We start from the raw sequence: 14,429 nt of genomic DNA, 5'->3' as shown, positions 1-14,429 counted from the left end.
TCGCTCTGCGTGCGCTCACCGGGCATGAAAGAGCCCCACGCGCACCTGCCAGAGCCCGCCTACCCTTGCTACCTTCCGGTCCTGGGGGAGTTCAGCAGGATGACACCACGCGTGGGGCCGGAGACCATGTTATCGCGGGCAGGCGCTCCTTGGCGAACTGGCCAGCTGTCGGAAGGGCGTACAAGGGTACGATGGCGGTGATGACGCAGACCACTGATTCTCACCTCGATTCCGCTGTCCTTCCGCTGGCGAACCTGCGTGACCTGGGCGGAATCCCGGTCAGCGGGGGAGTCCTGCGGGCCCGCGCACTCTGGCGCTCGGATGATCCGACCATCTCACCCCAGGAAGAGATCCAGTCGCTGGCCGGTCAAGGGTTGGCGGCAGTGATCGATCTGCGCTCCAGCCACGAGGTGCGTGCTTCACCGCATGCGCAGGCACCGCGGCTGGGAATCGCCCACCATCACCTGCCACTTGCCGAAGCAGCAGTGCATCCACTGGCGATGATCGAGGCAGCAGGGTCGATACAGTCCCCGCGGGATGTCGGGCACTGGTACGCCGGTCTGGTCCGCAACCACCTTCCAGAGGTGGTACAAGGGCTGCAGCTGATCAGCCGCACCGGCGGAGGGGTGCTCTTCCACTGCGCTGCAGGCAAGGACCGCACTGGCATTCTGGCAGGTGTGATTCTCACGCTCCTGGGCGCGGACCAAGACGTGATCGTTGAGGATTACGCCCACACGCAGGAGAACCTCATCGGAATCTTCACCCGTCTTCAGGCTGCCAGCTATACCCGCAGCAAACAGGGAGACGTCGACGACGACGCTCGGCGCGCTGCGGAGTTCTTCGCCTCCGACCACCCGCTGCTCAGCGCAACCGCCGATTCTATGGAAGCGATGCTCACTGAACTTGGCGGCGCAGGCGGACTGATGGATCTGATCGCCCGTTACCAGGCCCCAGATCCCTTGGTGGAAGGGCTGCACGCGAAGCTGGTGACCTCCACCGGTCAGTAGGGGTCCCTCGCTTGAACAGCGGCCGGGATGCCGGATTGGCACAAACCGCACCTTATCGGCTAGGCTATAGTCTGCTCTTGAGCAGGGAAATGAAGCATCATCTCCCCATTCGAGAGTGCTAGGTGACGTGTCCGAGCGGCCGAAGGAGCAACGCTGGAATCGTTGTGTACGGCAACCCCGTACCGTGGGTTCAAATCCCACCGTCACCGCCGATGATCTCCGCTGGAGGTCGACGCCCCGGGTGCTAGCGCCCGGGGCGTTTTGGTATCCAGATGCAGGTACCCCACGTCAGTCAAGGGTTATAGGTCATAAACGTGTTGCTGGTCCGCCTGTGGCGGCGCACTCGGGGCAATATCATTCTTCAGGCCGATGCCTGGCACAGCGCTGGCCCGTAGCGTAAGCCCTATGGTGAATACACGGACTCCTGGCACATACCGTTTCAGCCGCGACCCCTGGGGACAGGCGGTGGTGAGCGGGGCCCTTTCCATCATTCCGGCGCGGAACTATCCCCGCTGGCTGCGCCGTGGAATCATCGCGGCTCCCGCTATTGCACTACCGGCGTTCAGTGCATGGGTAGCAACGTCACCAAGCGCCCAGCAGAAGATCGCAGCCTGGGCCGGCGGAGATTCATCTTCGGTGGGCGGTGCGGCCGATAACGAACCTGCCGATGCCGAACCTGTTGCGCCAGAGGGGCCAGCAGAAGCTGAATCTGCCAGCCGCGCGCTTACGCCGGTCTCGTTCGGGGCGCTTCTGGCTGTCACTGTCCCACTGGGCGCAGTGACGTCGGCGATGATGGCAGCAGGATTCTGGGCTGATGAAAAGATCGAAGCTGGCCTCCGGCAGCTGAAGGTTCCATTCCCCCGCCTGGTCATGGGCTGGGGCGCCGGAGCCCTGACCTGGTGGATGGTCAAGAAGGAAGTGGCCCAGGAGGAGAAGCAGGCACTGGAAGCACAGAAAACGTCCACCGAAAAGTAGCCAGTCGGTGTCGACGCCCCTGCAGGTCAGTGCCGGTGGATAATCTTGGGGACCATGTCTACCAATCGGCATCTCCAGAAGACCATGAGGCGTCACGTCACCAGGGCTGCCCGTCGTGGCATTCGTCAGCGCAGGGCTGCTACTGGCACAGCACGAGGCAAGCACAACCCTGCCGGAAGCCAGGGCATCTGGATGTGGTTCGGCGTCGTCGTGCTGGCCATTCTTGCCGCGGCAGTGATCAGCTGGATACAGCAGCGCGAACCAGCGGTACCCGATGGTTTCTCCGAAGATGCCCAAGCTGCGGTGCTGGAACGCGTCGTCGATGGCGACACGATCGTCGTGCGCATCGGAGGAACTGAGGAGCGGGTGCGGCTGCTCAATATCGACACCCCGGAAACGGTGCATCCGAATCGCCCGGTGGAATGCGGAGGCCCAGAAGCCAGCGAACACCTGAAAGACCTGCTCTCACCGGGTGACACTGTGATTCTAGAGTTCGACGAAGATCTGCGTGACCGCTACGACCGGCTGCTGGCCGGAGTGTACGCAGAGGGTGTGCTGGTCAATGCCGAGATGGCGGAAGCAGGCTGGGGTGAACCGGTGTACTTCGCCCCGAACGCGCGCTTCCTACCAGAGGTGGAAGAAGCCTGGGCACAAGCAGAGGCCGCCGGAGTGGGTCTGTTCTCCGACGGCCTCGACTGTGAACCCGCGCTCTGACGGGCCTGTTTTGTGCTGATTTAGGCGTTGGACTTCTTCCAGCGGCGAGCCGCAATGAAGCTGCGTACCCCCAGGACCAGGTAGATCACCAGAACGATCACGGTGACAAGCGCGGAAATCACTGCCGCAGGTCGCTCTGCCTCGCCGGCGAAGAGCGCCGGCAGGCTCATCAGCGGCATGAACATTGCCAGTGCACCCAGAAGAGCCAGCAGCAACGCCATGTGAATGCCTGCCATCAGGTTCTTCTGTGCCACGGCGCCGCTGATCAGCAGCAGCACACCGATCAGTGACGGAATGAAAGCGGTCCAGTGCTGAGTGTCATTGGCGATCGAGGCGACATAGCCGATGATGCCGACGAGCACCAGGAGGCCTCCGGTCAGGAAGGTCAGCCGGGGCATGGGGCTCTTGTGGTACTGCGAGGTCATAGTCAGCTCCTTTAGTTGAGTCATAGGCTCAGAAGCCACTCTACTTCTACGCCCCGTAGAAGAAGAGGTGACCGAAGTCACCGAGCGTGGTCACATTCGTGAGATCTTCTCAAATAGCGAAGAAATGCAAATCTTTGATCTAAATGTCCTGGTCTGAGGCTTGTCAGGGCGTCAAGACTGGAGTTGTCCTCATCGACGCGGCGAGCGAATCAAAGGAGATTCACATGACCGAGACACTCAGCAAACCCACCCAGGACGCCACTGACACACCGGTGCTGCAGCCGGAAAGCCGTGATGTCTTCGAACAGAAGGTCCAGGACCTGCAGAAGGATTGGGACACCAACCCGCGCTGGGAGCACATCACCCGGGACTACTCCGCTGAGGAGGTCGTGAAGCTCCAGGGCACCGTCCAGGAGGAGCAGACTCTGGCCAAGCGCGGAGCAGAGAAGCTCTGGGCTCAGCTGACCGAAGAGCATGCCGCCGGCAAATACACCAATTCCCTCGGTGCGCTCTCCGGCAATCAGGCCGTCAACTACGTCAAAGCTGGCCTGCGTGCCATCTACCTCTCCGGATGGCAGGTGGCAGGAGACGCCAATCTCTCCGGTCACACCTACCCGGACCAGTCGCTGTACCCGGCGAACTCGGTGCCCAACGTGGTACGCCGCATCAACAACGCGCTGCTGCGTGCCGACCAGATCGAGTACCTCGAGGGCATCAAGACCGTTGAGGACTATCTGGTGCCGATCGTGGCTGACGCTGAGGCTGGCTTCGGCGGTCCGCTCAATGCCTATGAGCTGATGAAGCAGATGATCGGGGCGGGCGCGGCAGGCGTGCACTGGGAGGACCAGCTGGCCTCCGAGAAGAAATGCGGCCACCTGGGCGGCAAGGTCCTGGTGCCCACCAGCCAGCACATCCGCACCCTGCAGGCAGCGCGACTGGCCGCCGACGTACACAACGTCTCCAGCCTGATCATTGCCCGCACTGACGCGGAGGCCGCGACCCTCATCACCTCTGATGTGGATGACCGGGACAAGCCGTTCATCACCGGTGAGCGGACCGCCGAAGGCTTCTACAAGGTCACCAACGGCATCGAGCCCTGCATCGAGCGTGCTAAGGCCTATGCTCCCTACTCCGATCTGATCTGGATGGAGACCGGAACCCCCGACCTGGAGGTGGCGCGTCAGTTCGCGGAGGCGGTGAAGTCAGAGTTCCCCGATCAGATGCTGGCCTACAACTGCTCGCCCTCCTTCAACTGGAAGAAGCACCTCGACGACGAGACCATCGCCAAGTTCCAGAATGAGCTGGGCAAGATGGGCTTCACCTTCCAGTTCATCACCCTCGCTGGCTTCCACTCGCTGAACTACTCCGCCTTCAACCTGGCCAAGGGGTACAAGGAGGAGCAGATGAAGGCCTACGTGGAGCTGCAGGAGGCAGAGTTCGCCGCCGAGAAGGACGGCTACACCTCAACCCGCCATCAGCGCGAAGTGGGCACCGGCTACTTCGACGCGATCTCCACCACCCTCAACCCAGAATCCTCCACGGTGGCTCTGAAAGGCTCCACCGAAGAGGGCCAGTTCCACTAGAGCCGCAAGTGAGGTCGATATGTCTATCGAGATCAACGGAATTGCACTGAGCAGTCAGCGGGCACCGCGACAAAACGAGGTGCTCACCGCAGATGCGCTCAGCTTCCTGGCCGCACTGCACCGCCAATTCTGGGCACGGGTGACCGAACTGGAGGAAGCCGGAGCACTCAGCGAGGGCGTCAGCGTGGCTGCACAGGACGGGGACGACGTCGTCGAACTCTCCTGGAATGCGTTCATGGCGCACCTGCTGAGCACACCGCCGAGCACCATCGTCCGTCCCCGGGGCCTTGCCCGCCGGGAACAACGGATGCTGTGCCAGGGCACTCCACTCTCGGCAGGTCTGGTGGACCTCGGCCTCTATCTCCACCGCAACGCACGCCGGCTGCTGGCCGAAGGCCGTGCTCCCTTTGTGGAACTTCCGCTGCTGGAATCCGAAGAGGAGGTGCAGCTGTGGCAGGACATCTTTACCGCAGCCGAGCGTCTTCTGGGACTGCCGGCTCGGAGTGTCCGGGCTATCCACTTGCAGCCCAAACAGCGGGCATTCCACAGAGAACAGACCCGGTTAGCGGCATAGCCGCTGCCGGTGCATAAACCACCGCCGCCCGGTGAGTCGGGGTTTCGAGGTCCCTTGACTCACCGGGCGGCGGTCTCTGTTCTCAGCTACGAGATACGTGACTAGGCGAAACTGATAATGCCCAGCAGCAGCGCAGCGCCCATCATCACGATGGAGAAGCCCCACACGATGAAGAAGGAATACCGCAGGTGCTCGCCCAGGTTCGCACCGGCCAGACCCAGGGCCAGCCACAGCGCAGGGGAGAAGGGGCTGACGAAGGTGCCGATGATGTTACCGATGAGCATCGCATGGGCGATCTCCATACCTGGCACGCCGAACTGGCTCGCCGTGGCGTCCACCAGCGGTAGCACCGAGAAGTAATAGGCGTCGGTGGAGGTCAGCAGATCCATGGGCACGCCCAGAGCGCCCATCGCGATATGCAGTTGGATCCCTTGAAGTTCAACGGCAGAGCCAGCGCCACACCGATCATGAAGGCCAAGTGCGGGGGCAGTACATCGCCGAGCATCAGACCAATAATGCCGACTGCCAGCACAACGTTGGCTCAATAGATCCATCGGGCCGAGTTCATCCGCTCCACAATGTCAGCACGTTCAGCCTGCTGCCGCTGGCTGAACGCATCAGCGATTCCGCGGACATCAACCTCGGCGGCCATTTCGATCTCACCGGCGGCTACCCGCTTATTGATGCGGCGGGTCTCGCGGATGCGACGGCAAAGCCCATCAGCAGGGCTCCGAGAATCGGGGTGACCACCATGGCCACCATCGGAGGGACTTTGTTCCACATGAGCAGACCAACGGTGACGGCAATAATGCCCAAGCCGCCGAGGGCCAGCAGAGTTGAAGGCTCGTCCAGTGAGCGAGAATTGCTTTGCAAGTTCGAGGTCTGCGGCCCTCGGACGTCGTCGTGACGAGAGCCGCACCACACCATATACCAGCGGTATCACTGTGATGTTGTCGCGGTCACAAAGATGGCGCCGCTGTGTAAACTGACTCACATGCTGGCTCAGATGGAGAACGACGACGACGTCGACCTCATCGCCCTCGGCCGCCGGGTTCGGCACCTGAGGAAGAAGCAAGGGATGACCCTTGATGACCTTGCCGAACGGCTGAGCACCGCGCCTTCGCAACTGTCTCTATTGGAGAACGGCAAGCGCGAACCCAAACTGTCGCAGCTACAGCTGCTGGCCAAGATCCTCGGTGTCCGGCTGGATGATCTCTTCGGCGCGGAGCCGCCGTCCAAGCGCGCAGCACTGGAGATAGAACTGGAGAAGACCCAGCGCGGACCGCTGTATGCCGCACTCGGACTGCCCACAGTGCGCATCTCCAGCCGTCTTCCAATGGACGTGCTGGAGTCCATGGTTGCCCTGCAGCGCGAGCTCAAGCGCCGGCTGGAGGAACAGGCGGCCACTCCTGAGGAGGCACGGCGGGCAAACACAGAGCTGCGCGAGGAGATGAAGGGACGCAATAACTACTACGCCGAGATCGAGGCGGAGGCCCAGCGGATTCTTGATGCGGTGGGTCATACCTCCGGGCCGCTGAGCCACCATATCGCCGCTGATATTGCTCAGCATCTGGGTTACACGCTGCGGTTTGTCCCTAACCTGCCCAACTCCACGCGCTCAGTCACCGATCAGCGTCATCAGATCATCTACCTGACCCAGGGACGTTCCCGGGATTGGGATGCGCGAAGCGTCCTGCTTCAGGCGCTGGGGCACCAGGTGCTGGGGCATACCGAACCGCAGGACTATTCGGAGTTCCTGCGCCAGCGCGTCTACACCAATTACTTCGCTGCGGCCCTGCTGATGCCCGAGCGAACCGCAGTGGAGTTCCTTGCCCGGGCGAAGAACGCCAAGGCGCTGGCCATTGAGGATCTCCGCGATGCCTTTGCGGTCTCTTATGAATCAGCCGCCCACCGATTCACCAACCTGGCCACCGAGCATTTGGGCATCACCTGTCATTTCCAGAAAGTGCATGAATCCGGGATCATCCACAAGGCCTACGAGAACGATGGCGTGAGCTTCCCTGCTGATCACTCGGGCGCGATCGAGGGGCAGACTATCTGTCGGCAGTGGACATCGCGTCAGGTATTTGATGTGGAGGACAAGTTCCGTTCCTTCAATCAATACACTGACACCCCGGCCGGTACCTATTGGTGCACCGCTCGTACTGAGGCCCACTCCTCAGGTATCTATTCGCTCTCTATCGGGGTGCCTTTCGCGCATGCGAAGTGGTTCCGCGGCCGGGACACCACCTCGCGGTCAGTCTCGCGCTGTCCGGATGATCCCAGCTGCTGCCGGATGCCTCCGGCGGCACTTGCTGAGCAGTGGGAGGGCCAGGCTTGGCCCGCGGCGCGCGCCAACACGCACTTATTGGCGGCCATGCCGCAGGGTGCGTTTCCCGGGGTGGACACCACTGAGGTGTATCAGTTCTTACAGCGTTATTCTCGGCCGTAATCCTGCGCTGCCTCACTATGTGAACAACTCTCCTCTAGCCGACGTCGTGGTGTTATTGTTGAACAATCCGGAACGTAATGCAGGTCTCACCGGGACCTCTGGCCGAGGAGAAATCGCATGCCACAGATCGATCTGAACAGCGACGTCGGAGAGTCCTTCGGTAACTGGAGCATCCCCGATGAGACCATGCTCGGCATTGTCTCCAGCGCCAATGTGGCCTGTGGCTTCCACGCCGGGGACCCCATGCGCATCAGGGCCACTGTTGAGCAGGCTGCCGCTGGAGGCGTAGCCATCGGCGCGCATATCGGCTACCGGGACCTGGCCGGCTTCGGCCGCAGGTTCATCGACTATGACGCAGAAGAGCTCGCCGCAGAGGTGCTCTACCAACTCGGTGCCCTAGAAGGTCTGGCGGCGGTGGCCGGCACCCAGATTCGATACGTCAAGCCCCACGGCGCCCTCTACAACACCATCGTCAGCCACCAGGTCCAGGCTCGTGCGGTCATTGATGCCATTGCCAGCTACGCCGAGGCCACCGGACGAGACCTCCCGGTGCTGCTGCTGCCAGGATCATATGCGCTGGAGTATGCGCGCGAGACTGGGCTGCGCGGGGTGGCTGAAGCCTTCGCCGACCGCAACTACAACCCTGACGGAACACTGGTCTCCCGGCGTGAACCTGATGCGGTGATTCACCAGCCCGAGCAGGTGGTGGAGAATATGCTCCGCTTGGCCCAGGACGGGGTGCTCATCGCTCGTGACGGCACCCGGATCGAGACTGAAGCGGAGAGCATCTGCACCCACGGTGACACTGCCGGGGCAGCAGAACTGGCGCGCACGCTGCGGCAGGCGCTTGAGGCCGCCGGCGTCGAGATTCGCAGTTTTACCGCCTCATGAGCACCCAGCGATCCCAGCCCGGGGTGCCCGGCTCCATCGCGGAAGCCACTAGCAGCATTCACCGCGCGGGCACGCACTCGCTGCTGCTGGAGTTCGCGGAACTCTCCACCGTTCTGGCCTGCCATCAACAGCTGCACAGCCAGCCGCTGCCCGGGCAGCAGGAGCTAGTGGCTGCCGCCCGGACGCTGATGATCCGGTTCGCAGCTCCGCACCACATCAGCCAGGCACGTCGATCCTTAGAGCGGATCACTGTCCCGGAACTTGAGTCAACCGGGGCCAAAGAAGTGGTTCTTCCGGTGATCTACGACGGCGAAGACTTGGCTGACCTGGCGGAGTCACTGAATATGAGTCCCGAGGCTTTGATCCACTGGCATACCGGAATGCCCTGGACCGCGGCCTTCGGCGGGTTCGCACCTGGTTTCGCGTACTGTGTGCCGGCCGGGCAGGACGCTTCAGGGAAAACGCGTGCGCTCAGCATCCCCCGGCGATCCTCGCCCAGGACCGCAGTGCCGGCAGGGGCTGTGGCCCTGGCCGGAGAATTCTCCGCTGTCTACCCGCGCGTCTCTCCCGGAGGCTGGCAGCTGATCGGTCACACCACTGAGGCCATGTGGGATCTCCACCGCGCAACCCCGGCGCTGCTGAGCCCCGGTGACACGGTGCGCTATGAAGCCGTCCGCCCCGAAGCTACCCGTGCCGAAACGGTGCGAGGATCCGCCGGAATCACGCCTGAAGCCGGCGACGACGCCGCACCTGAAGGTGAGGCCGGGGCAGTACTACAGGTGACCTCCCCTGGGCTACAGATGCTTATCCAGGATTTCGGGCGGCCCGGGCTCAGCGACCTAGGAGTCTCCCGCGCCGGTGTTGCCGATGAAGCTGCCGCGCGCCAGGCCAACCGCCTTGCAGGAAATCGTCCTGAGGCAGCGGTGCTGGAGATTCTCAACGGGGGCGCCAGCTTCCGAGCTCAGGACACTGTGGTGCTGGCGGTGACCGGGGCCGAGGCGTCTTTGGTCATTAAGGATCTCGACGGCGGCGAACGTCCCGCACCGCAGCGAGCGGCCATCGCACTCGTGGCCGGGGATGAGCTGAACATCAGTACCGTCGAACGAGGAATGCGCGTCATCCTGGCGGTGCGCGGCGGAATCCGCGCCAACCCAGTGCTTGGTAGCGTCTCAGCCGACACGATGTCCGGCCTGGGGCCCGCGCCGCTGCAGACCGGGGATCTCCTCAGCTGTGGAGCCGCCGCCGTCGGGCCCGTTGGATGGCCGGAACCCACCACCCTGCCCGAACCTGATGAACAGGGGCGAATCCAACTTCGCTTCACCTATGGTCCCCGCGACGACTGGTTCAGTTCCGAGGAAGCCACGCGACTTGCCGCCCAGACTTGGGCTGTGAGCGCCCAGGCAAATCGCATCGGCATTCGGCTGGCACCGGCAGCAGAGGATCCCGCAGCTCGACCATTGCAGCGTCTGAAGAAGCAGGAACTGCCCAGTGAAGGCGTACCGCGCGGTTCGCTGCAGATGCCCCCGGAAGGAAACCCCGTGCTGTTCCTCAATGATCACCCAGTCACCGGTGGCTATCCGGTCATGGGAGTGATCCTGCCCCAAGATCTCTCCGCCGCCGCCCAGCTGCGCCCCGGCGATACTGTCCAGCTGGTCCCCGTTGACCCCGACTTTCCCCAGGAACTGACATGAAGCGCATTCTGATTGCTAACCGCGGAGAGATTGCTGCCCGCATTATCCGCAGCGCCCGTGAGGCCGGATACAGCACTGTAGCGGTCTACGCAGACCAAGACATCACCGCCCTGCACACCGAGCTGGCAGATACCGCAGTGGCGCTGGAGGGGGATACTGCAGCGCAGACCTACCTCGACATGCAGAAGCTGCTGCAGGCAGCGCAGACCTCCGGAGCCGATGCTGTGCACCCGGGCTACGGGTTCCTCTCCGAGAACGCGGACTTCGCCCGTGCTGTCATCGACGCCGGGCTGACCTGGATCGGGCCACGCCCAGAGACCATTGAGGCACTGGGCAATAAGATCACTGCCCGAGAAATCGCATTGCAGGCCGGTGCGCCTCTGGTGCCTGGAACCGACGGCCCGGTCAGCAGCGCGGAGGAGGTCCGCAGCTTTGTAGCCGAGCACGGTCTGCCGGTAGCCATCAAGGCCGCTCATGGCGGTGGCGGTCGCGGCATGCGGGTGGTCCGCGAAGACGCGGAGATTGATGATGCCTTTGCCTCGGCCGTCCGTGAAGCTGAGGCGGCCTTCGGTCGGGGGGAGTGCTTCGTTGAGCGGTTCCTGGACCGTCCGCGGCACGTTGAAGCCCAGGTGATCGCTGATACCCACGGCCGCGTCGTCGTGGTGGGGACCCGCGACTGTTCGCTGCAGCGCCGCAATCAGAAGCTCGTGGAAGAGGCTCCGGCCCCCTTCTTAGAAGATGACATCCGGCAGCGCATCCATGACTCGGCCCGCGCTATCTGCGCCGAGGCCGGCTACGTGGGTGCTGGAACCGTGGAGTACCTGCTCAGCCCCGATGGGCTGCTGAGTTTCCTGGAAGTCAACACGCGGCTGCAGGTGGAGCACCCGGTCACCGAGGAGACTTCCGGGCTGGACCTGGTGGCCGAGCAGCTGCGCATTGCCGAAGGCCGTGAACTCTCCGTGACGAAGGACCCGCAACCGCGCGGGCACTCTGTGGAGTTCCGCATCAACGCCGAAGACCCGGCGTTGGGATTCCTTCCCACGCCCGGTCCGGTCGAACTCTTCCAGCCCCCAGCCGGTGCCGGCATCCGGGTGGAGACAGCCGTGCGCTCTGGGGACGAAGTCTCCGGTGCCTTCGACTCCATGTTCGCCAAACTCATCGTCACTGCTGAGGACCGCGCTACGGCCATCCGTCGGGCACGGACCGCGCTGGCCGAAATGCGTATTCAGGGACTGCCCACCGTGCTGCCTTTCCACCGCAGTGTGTTGGAAGCTGAGGATTTCATCGCTGCAGAAGGGGACTTCCGGGTCCACACCCGCTGGATCGAAACATATTTCGCTGTCGAGTTGGAATCCTCGGAGCATCTGGAACGTTCGGTGCGGCACCGTGAGCAGGGCATCCGCCGGGCCGTTGTGGAGTTGGATGGGCGTGCGGTGGAACTGGGTCTGCCCGAGAAGCTGCTGGGACTCTTCGGTCAGGCAGAGAGCTCGGCAGGGGCAGCCGACGACGCCGTAGGGGGCGACTCCGCGGTTCGCTCGCCGATGGCGGGAACGCTGGTGAAGTGGACCGTCGCGGACGGGCAGCAGGTTCAGGCCGGAGAGGCGCTGGCTGTAGTGGAGGCGATGAAGATGGAGCAGACCATCAGCGCCTCCGTGGCAGGGATCTTCCGTCGTGAAGAGCTGGAACCAGGTAGTTCGCTGAAGAGCGGCGATGTTCTTGGACGTATCGAGTAGAGAGCGCAGCACTCAGTCGGTATAGATTAAGTGGCTATGAGTACCGATGCCTGGGCGAACATTCCGCGGGTCGACCCCGGCGATCATGCCCACCTGGCTGAGCGTGTGGCTGCGGCTTTGCGCAGCACCATCTCCGGTGGGGGCGCGCTTCCTGGGACCAAGCTTCCAGAAGTACGGCTCACCGCACAGCTCGGGGTTTCGCGGCATACTCTTCGCAGCGCGTTCCAGCAGCTGGCCGGTGAAGGGCTAGTTGAGCGCCAGCCCAATCGGGGAGTTTTTGTCCATTCCCCGACGGCGGAGGACGTGCGCGAGATTTACCGAGTTCGACGGATTGTGGAGACGGGGGCACTTCGCGCGGCCGATTTCTCCAGCGAGTCCATTGCCAGACTCCAGGAGATCGTTGATGAGGCCAAGCGGGCCAGAGCGGACGTTGATGTCCCGGGTATGGGCCAGGCCAACCAGCAGTTCCATCGTCTGATTATCGCCCAGGCTCACAGCGCCACACTCGACACACTGATGAGCCAGATTCTGGCCCGGATGCGGCTGGTCTTCCATACCCGCAGGAACCAGCCAGACTTCCACAGCGGCTATGTGGACTCGAATGCGCAGCTGGCCGAGCTGATTGGACAGGGCCGGCGCCAGGAGGCTGAGAACTTCTTGATCGAGTACCTCAGCCGGGCTGAGTCGGAACTCCTGGAGCACATGGGGAAGCCGGCTGAGCGTGTTACACGCAGGTAAAACCTCGTGAGATTGTTCCACAATTCGTTGCCTAGATTGTGGAACAACAGTTATTCTCAAGCCAGCATGTGATGCACACCGCATTTACAGCTCACTCCACCCAACAGTGAGGCTTAAGACCATGGCTGAAACCACAGCGGCAAAGGGACCCACTTTTGTGGCTACCCGCCGCACCGCCCTGCTGGGCGCAATGTTCCTTATGGCGGTCAGTGCCGTGGGGCCAGGGTTCATTACCCAGACTTCCACCTTTACACTGCAGTTCGGCGCGGCCTTCGCTTGCGCGATCCTGATATCGGTGCTCGTTGATATCGCTATCCAGCTCAATGTCTGGCGGACGCTGGGGGTCTCTGGCCTCTACGCTCAGGAACTGGGCAACCGGATTGTCCCTGGACTGGGCTGGGCACTGGCGGCGTTGATCTTCTTTGGCGGCATTGTCTTCAACATCGGCAATATTGCCGGGGCCGGCATCGGTATGAACGCGATGGCCGGTATTGATGCCCGTATCGGCGCCACCATTTCAGTGGTGATCGCGCTGCTGATCTTCCTGTCCAAAAAGGCAGGAGTTGCCCTGGACCGCATCGTGGTGGCCTGTGGTGCGATCCTCATTCTGCTGATGATCTGGATGGCCATCACTACCGCGCCTCCGGTGGGGGAGGCTCTGCGCCAGACAGTGGCTCCGGTGCTGCCGGACGGGGAGACACTGAACACCTTCTTTTTCGCAGTCGTTACCCTGATCGGTGGGACCGTCGGAGGGTATATCACCTATGCCGGTGCCCACCGGCTCATCGCCTCCGGGCACACCGGGCCGGAAAACGTCTCGGCAATCTCGCGCACGTCAGTGCTGGGCATCGTGGTGGCCAGTGTGATCCGATTCCTACTGTTCCTGGCGGTTCTGGGCGTGATCAGCACTGGCGTGGCATTGGCTGCCGACAATGTGGCGGCCTCGGCGTTCCAGGCAGCGCTGGGTGAGATCGGCCTCCGGGTCTTCGGCGTCGTCTTCTGGGTGGCTGCTATCACCTCCATCCTGGGGTGCACCTACACAAGCATCTCCTTCGTGACCACGCAGAAGACTTCACCGCGTGTCCGGGCCTGGCTCTTCGCAGGTTTCCTCGCACTGACTCTTGGCGTGTTTTTGACGCTCGGACAGGCCCCACAGACCCTGCTGATTATGGCCGGTGCGTTCAACGGTGCAGTGCTGCCGCTGGGCTTCGCGGTGATTCTCATCGCGGCCTGGTTCCGGCGCGATCTGCTTCAGGGTTACCGATACCCGAAGTGGCTGTTGATCGCCGGAACCGCAATTTGGCTGCTGACTATCTACATGGGTGCGAACTCGCTCAGCGGGCTGGCGGCTCTGTGGAGCCAGGGTTGATTGAGGCCACTATGACTACCGGTGAGAACCTTGCGACTTTGCTGCCCTCAGCGGCCAGGTCCCAGTTCCGGGCGGGGCTGCGTCGGCCTACCAGCGGCTATAGCGCAGGCTATGCACAGGCGAATCTGCTGGCGCTGCCACGGGCGCAGGCCTTTGACATGCTGCTGTTTGCCCAGCGCAATCCAAAGTCGTGCCCGGTGCTGGGAGTTCTCGAGCCTGGTCAACTCAGTTCAACGCTGTTAGGAGGCGGGGATATCCGTACCGATATTGCCGCCTA

At 62.7% G+C, this 14,429-nt stretch carries 14 protein-coding genes, 1 tRNA gene, 1 other RNA gene and 1 pseudogene; 13 read left to right on the top strand and 4 right to left on the bottom strand.

The features are described 5' to 3' along the window. Window positions 1-25: 25 nt before the first annotated feature. Window positions 26-122: signal recognition particle sRNA small type (gene ffs, locus TX78_RS12905), an RNA gene on the bottom strand. 78 nt (window positions 123-200) lie between these two features. On the opposite strand from ffs, the gene TX78_RS12440 reads away from it, so the two are divergent. From TX78_RS12440 to TX78_RS01765, 4 genes are all read left to right on the top strand, one after another. Next, a complete protein-coding gene (locus TX78_RS12440) occupies window positions 201-1,007 on the top strand; it encodes a tyrosine-protein phosphatase (RefSeq protein ID WP_158644285.1) in 807 nt (268 codons plus the stop codon). Between the two features lie 121 nt (window positions 1,008-1,128). Then, window positions 1,129-1,216, top strand: a tRNA-Ser gene (locus TX78_RS01775). Window positions 1,217-1,412: 196 nt separating this feature from the next. Further along, the gene (locus TX78_RS01770) at window positions 1,413-1,982 is read left to right on the top strand and encodes a hypothetical protein (RefSeq protein WP_044493047.1); all 570 of its coding nucleotides are present in this window, start codon (window positions 1,413-1,415) and stop codon (window positions 1,980-1,982) included. A 54-nt stretch (window positions 1,983-2,036) separates the two neighbouring features. Next, window positions 2,037-2,696: a thermonuclease family protein gene (locus TX78_RS01765; RefSeq protein ID WP_049897298.1), complete on the top strand. Its 660-nt coding sequence runs from the start codon at window positions 2,037-2,039 to the stop codon at window positions 2,694-2,696. 20 nt (window positions 2,697-2,716) lie between these two features. Here TX78_RS01765 and TX78_RS01760 read toward each other — a convergent pair whose 3' ends face one another. Beyond that, window positions 2,717-3,121, bottom strand: coding sequence for a hypothetical protein (locus tag TX78_RS01760; RefSeq protein WP_233722119.1), 405 nt, complete (start codon window positions 3,119-3,121; stop codon window positions 2,717-2,719). A gap of 224 nt (window positions 3,122-3,345) precedes the next feature. Between TX78_RS01760 and aceA the strand changes: the two genes are divergently transcribed. Both aceA and TX78_RS01750 read left to right on the top strand, forming a co-directional pair. Further along, window positions 3,346-4,704: an isocitrate lyase gene (aceA, locus tag TX78_RS01755; protein WP_044493046.1), complete on the top strand. Its 1,359-nt coding sequence runs from the start codon at window positions 3,346-3,348 to the stop codon at window positions 4,702-4,704. Window positions 4,705-4,723: 19 nt separating this feature from the next. After that, a complete protein-coding gene (locus TX78_RS01750; RefSeq protein ID WP_044493044.1) occupies window positions 4,724-5,278 on the top strand; it encodes an aldolase/citrate lyase/malate synthase family protein in 555 nt (184 codons plus the stop codon). A 101-nt stretch (window positions 5,279-5,379) separates the two neighbouring features. Here TX78_RS01750 and TX78_RS13435 read toward each other — a convergent pair whose 3' ends face one another. Together TX78_RS13435 and TX78_RS12430 are read right to left on the bottom strand one after the other, a co-directional pair. After that, window positions 5,380-5,688, bottom strand: coding sequence for a hypothetical protein (locus TX78_RS13435; RefSeq protein WP_049897296.1), 309 nt, complete (start codon window positions 5,686-5,688; stop codon window positions 5,380-5,382). 259 nt (window positions 5,689-5,947) lie between these two features. Then, on the bottom strand, window positions 5,948-6,151 hold the full coding sequence (locus TX78_RS12430) for a hypothetical protein (RefSeq protein WP_158644284.1): 204 nt from the start codon (window positions 6,149-6,151) through the stop codon (window positions 5,948-5,950). Window positions 6,152-6,272: 121 nt separating this feature from the next. Here TX78_RS12430 and TX78_RS01740 point away from each other — a divergent pair, with 121 nt between their 5' ends. The 7 genes and pseudogenes from TX78_RS01740 to TX78_RS01710 all read left to right on the top strand — a co-directional run. Further along, window positions 6,273-7,730: a helix-turn-helix domain-containing protein gene (locus TX78_RS01740; protein WP_233722118.1), complete on the top strand. Its 1,458-nt coding sequence runs from the start codon at window positions 6,273-6,275 to the stop codon at window positions 7,728-7,730. 117 nt (window positions 7,731-7,847) lie between these two features. Beyond that, window positions 7,848-8,621, top strand: a complete 774-nt coding sequence (locus TX78_RS01735; protein ID WP_044493042.1) for a LamB/YcsF family protein — start codon at window positions 7,848-7,850, stop codon at window positions 8,619-8,621. After that, the gene (locus TX78_RS01730) at window positions 8,618-10,312 is read left to right on the top strand and encodes a 5-oxoprolinase subunit B/C family protein (protein ID WP_044493040.1); all 1,695 of its coding nucleotides are present in this window, start codon (window positions 8,618-8,620) and stop codon (window positions 10,310-10,312) included. The genes TX78_RS01735 and TX78_RS01730 overlap by 4 nt, the downstream gene beginning before the upstream one ends. Continuing rightward, window positions 10,309-12,045, top strand: a complete 1,737-nt coding sequence (locus tag TX78_RS01725) for an acetyl/propionyl/methylcrotonyl-CoA carboxylase subunit alpha (RefSeq protein ID WP_044493039.1) — start codon at window positions 10,309-10,311, stop codon at window positions 12,043-12,045. The genes TX78_RS01730 and TX78_RS01725 overlap by 4 nt, the downstream gene beginning before the upstream one ends. Before the next feature lie 36 nt (window positions 12,046-12,081). Then, on the top strand, window positions 12,082-12,783 hold the full coding sequence (locus tag TX78_RS01720) for a GntR family transcriptional regulator (RefSeq protein WP_049897293.1): 702 nt from the start codon (window positions 12,082-12,084) through the stop codon (window positions 12,781-12,783). A gap of 121 nt (window positions 12,784-12,904) precedes the next feature. Next, window positions 12,905-14,152: an NRAMP family divalent metal transporter gene (locus TX78_RS01715; protein WP_044493037.1), complete on the top strand. Its 1,248-nt coding sequence runs from the start codon at window positions 12,905-12,907 to the stop codon at window positions 14,150-14,152. Between the two features lie 11 nt (window positions 14,153-14,163). Beyond that, window positions 14,164-14,429: pseudogene (locus tag TX78_RS01710) on the top strand (DUF1445 domain-containing protein); the annotation flags it as partial.

The sequence above is a fragment of the Nesterenkonia massiliensis genome, assembly GCF_000455245.1.
GTDB classification, from domain to species: domain Bacteria; phylum Actinomycetota; class Actinomycetes; order Actinomycetales; family Micrococcaceae; genus Nesterenkonia; species Nesterenkonia rhizosphaerae.
Note: the sequence above shows the minus strand (reverse complement) of the source record. Positions and strands in the feature narration are given on the sequence as shown.

Bases quoted from the DNA above. Each gene is read 5' to 3' on its own strand.
- TX78_RS12440 (WP_158644285.1), top strand. From the start codon at position 201: ATGACGCAGACCACTGATTCTCACCTCGATTCCGCTGTCCTTCCGCTG.
- TX78_RS01770 (WP_044493047.1), top strand. From the start codon at position 1,413: ATGGTGAATACACGGACTCCTGGCACATACCGTTTCAGCCGCGACCCC.
- TX78_RS01765 (WP_049897298.1), top strand. From the start codon at position 2,037: ATGTCTACCAATCGGCATCTCCAGAAGACCATGAGGCGTCACGTCACC.
- TX78_RS01760 (WP_233722119.1), bottom strand. From the start codon at position 3,121: ATGACCTCGCAGTACCACAAGAGCCCCATGCCCCGGCTGACCTTCCTG.
- aceA (WP_044493046.1), top strand. From the start codon at position 3,346: ATGACCGAGACACTCAGCAAACCCACCCAGGACGCCACTGACACACCG.
- TX78_RS01750 (WP_044493044.1), top strand. From the start codon at position 4,724: ATGTCTATCGAGATCAACGGAATTGCACTGAGCAGTCAGCGGGCACCG.
- TX78_RS13435 (WP_049897296.1), bottom strand. From the start codon at position 5,688: ATGGGCGCTCTGGGCGTGCCCATGGATCTGCTGACCTCCACCGACGCC.
- TX78_RS01740 (WP_233722118.1), top strand. From the start codon at position 6,273: ATGCTGGCTCAGATGGAGAACGACGACGACGTCGACCTCATCGCCCTC.
- TX78_RS01735 (WP_044493042.1), top strand. From the start codon at position 7,848: ATGCCACAGATCGATCTGAACAGCGACGTCGGAGAGTCCTTCGGTAAC.
- TX78_RS01730 (WP_044493040.1), top strand. From the start codon at position 8,618: ATGAGCACCCAGCGATCCCAGCCCGGGGTGCCCGGCTCCATCGCGGAA.
- TX78_RS01725 (WP_044493039.1), top strand. From the start codon at position 10,309: ATGAAGCGCATTCTGATTGCTAACCGCGGAGAGATTGCTGCCCGCATT.
- TX78_RS01720 (WP_049897293.1), top strand. From the start codon at position 12,082: ATGAGTACCGATGCCTGGGCGAACATTCCGCGGGTCGACCCCGGCGAT.
- TX78_RS01715 (WP_044493037.1), top strand. From the start codon at position 12,905: ATGGCTGAAACCACAGCGGCAAAGGGACCCACTTTTGTGGCTACCCGC.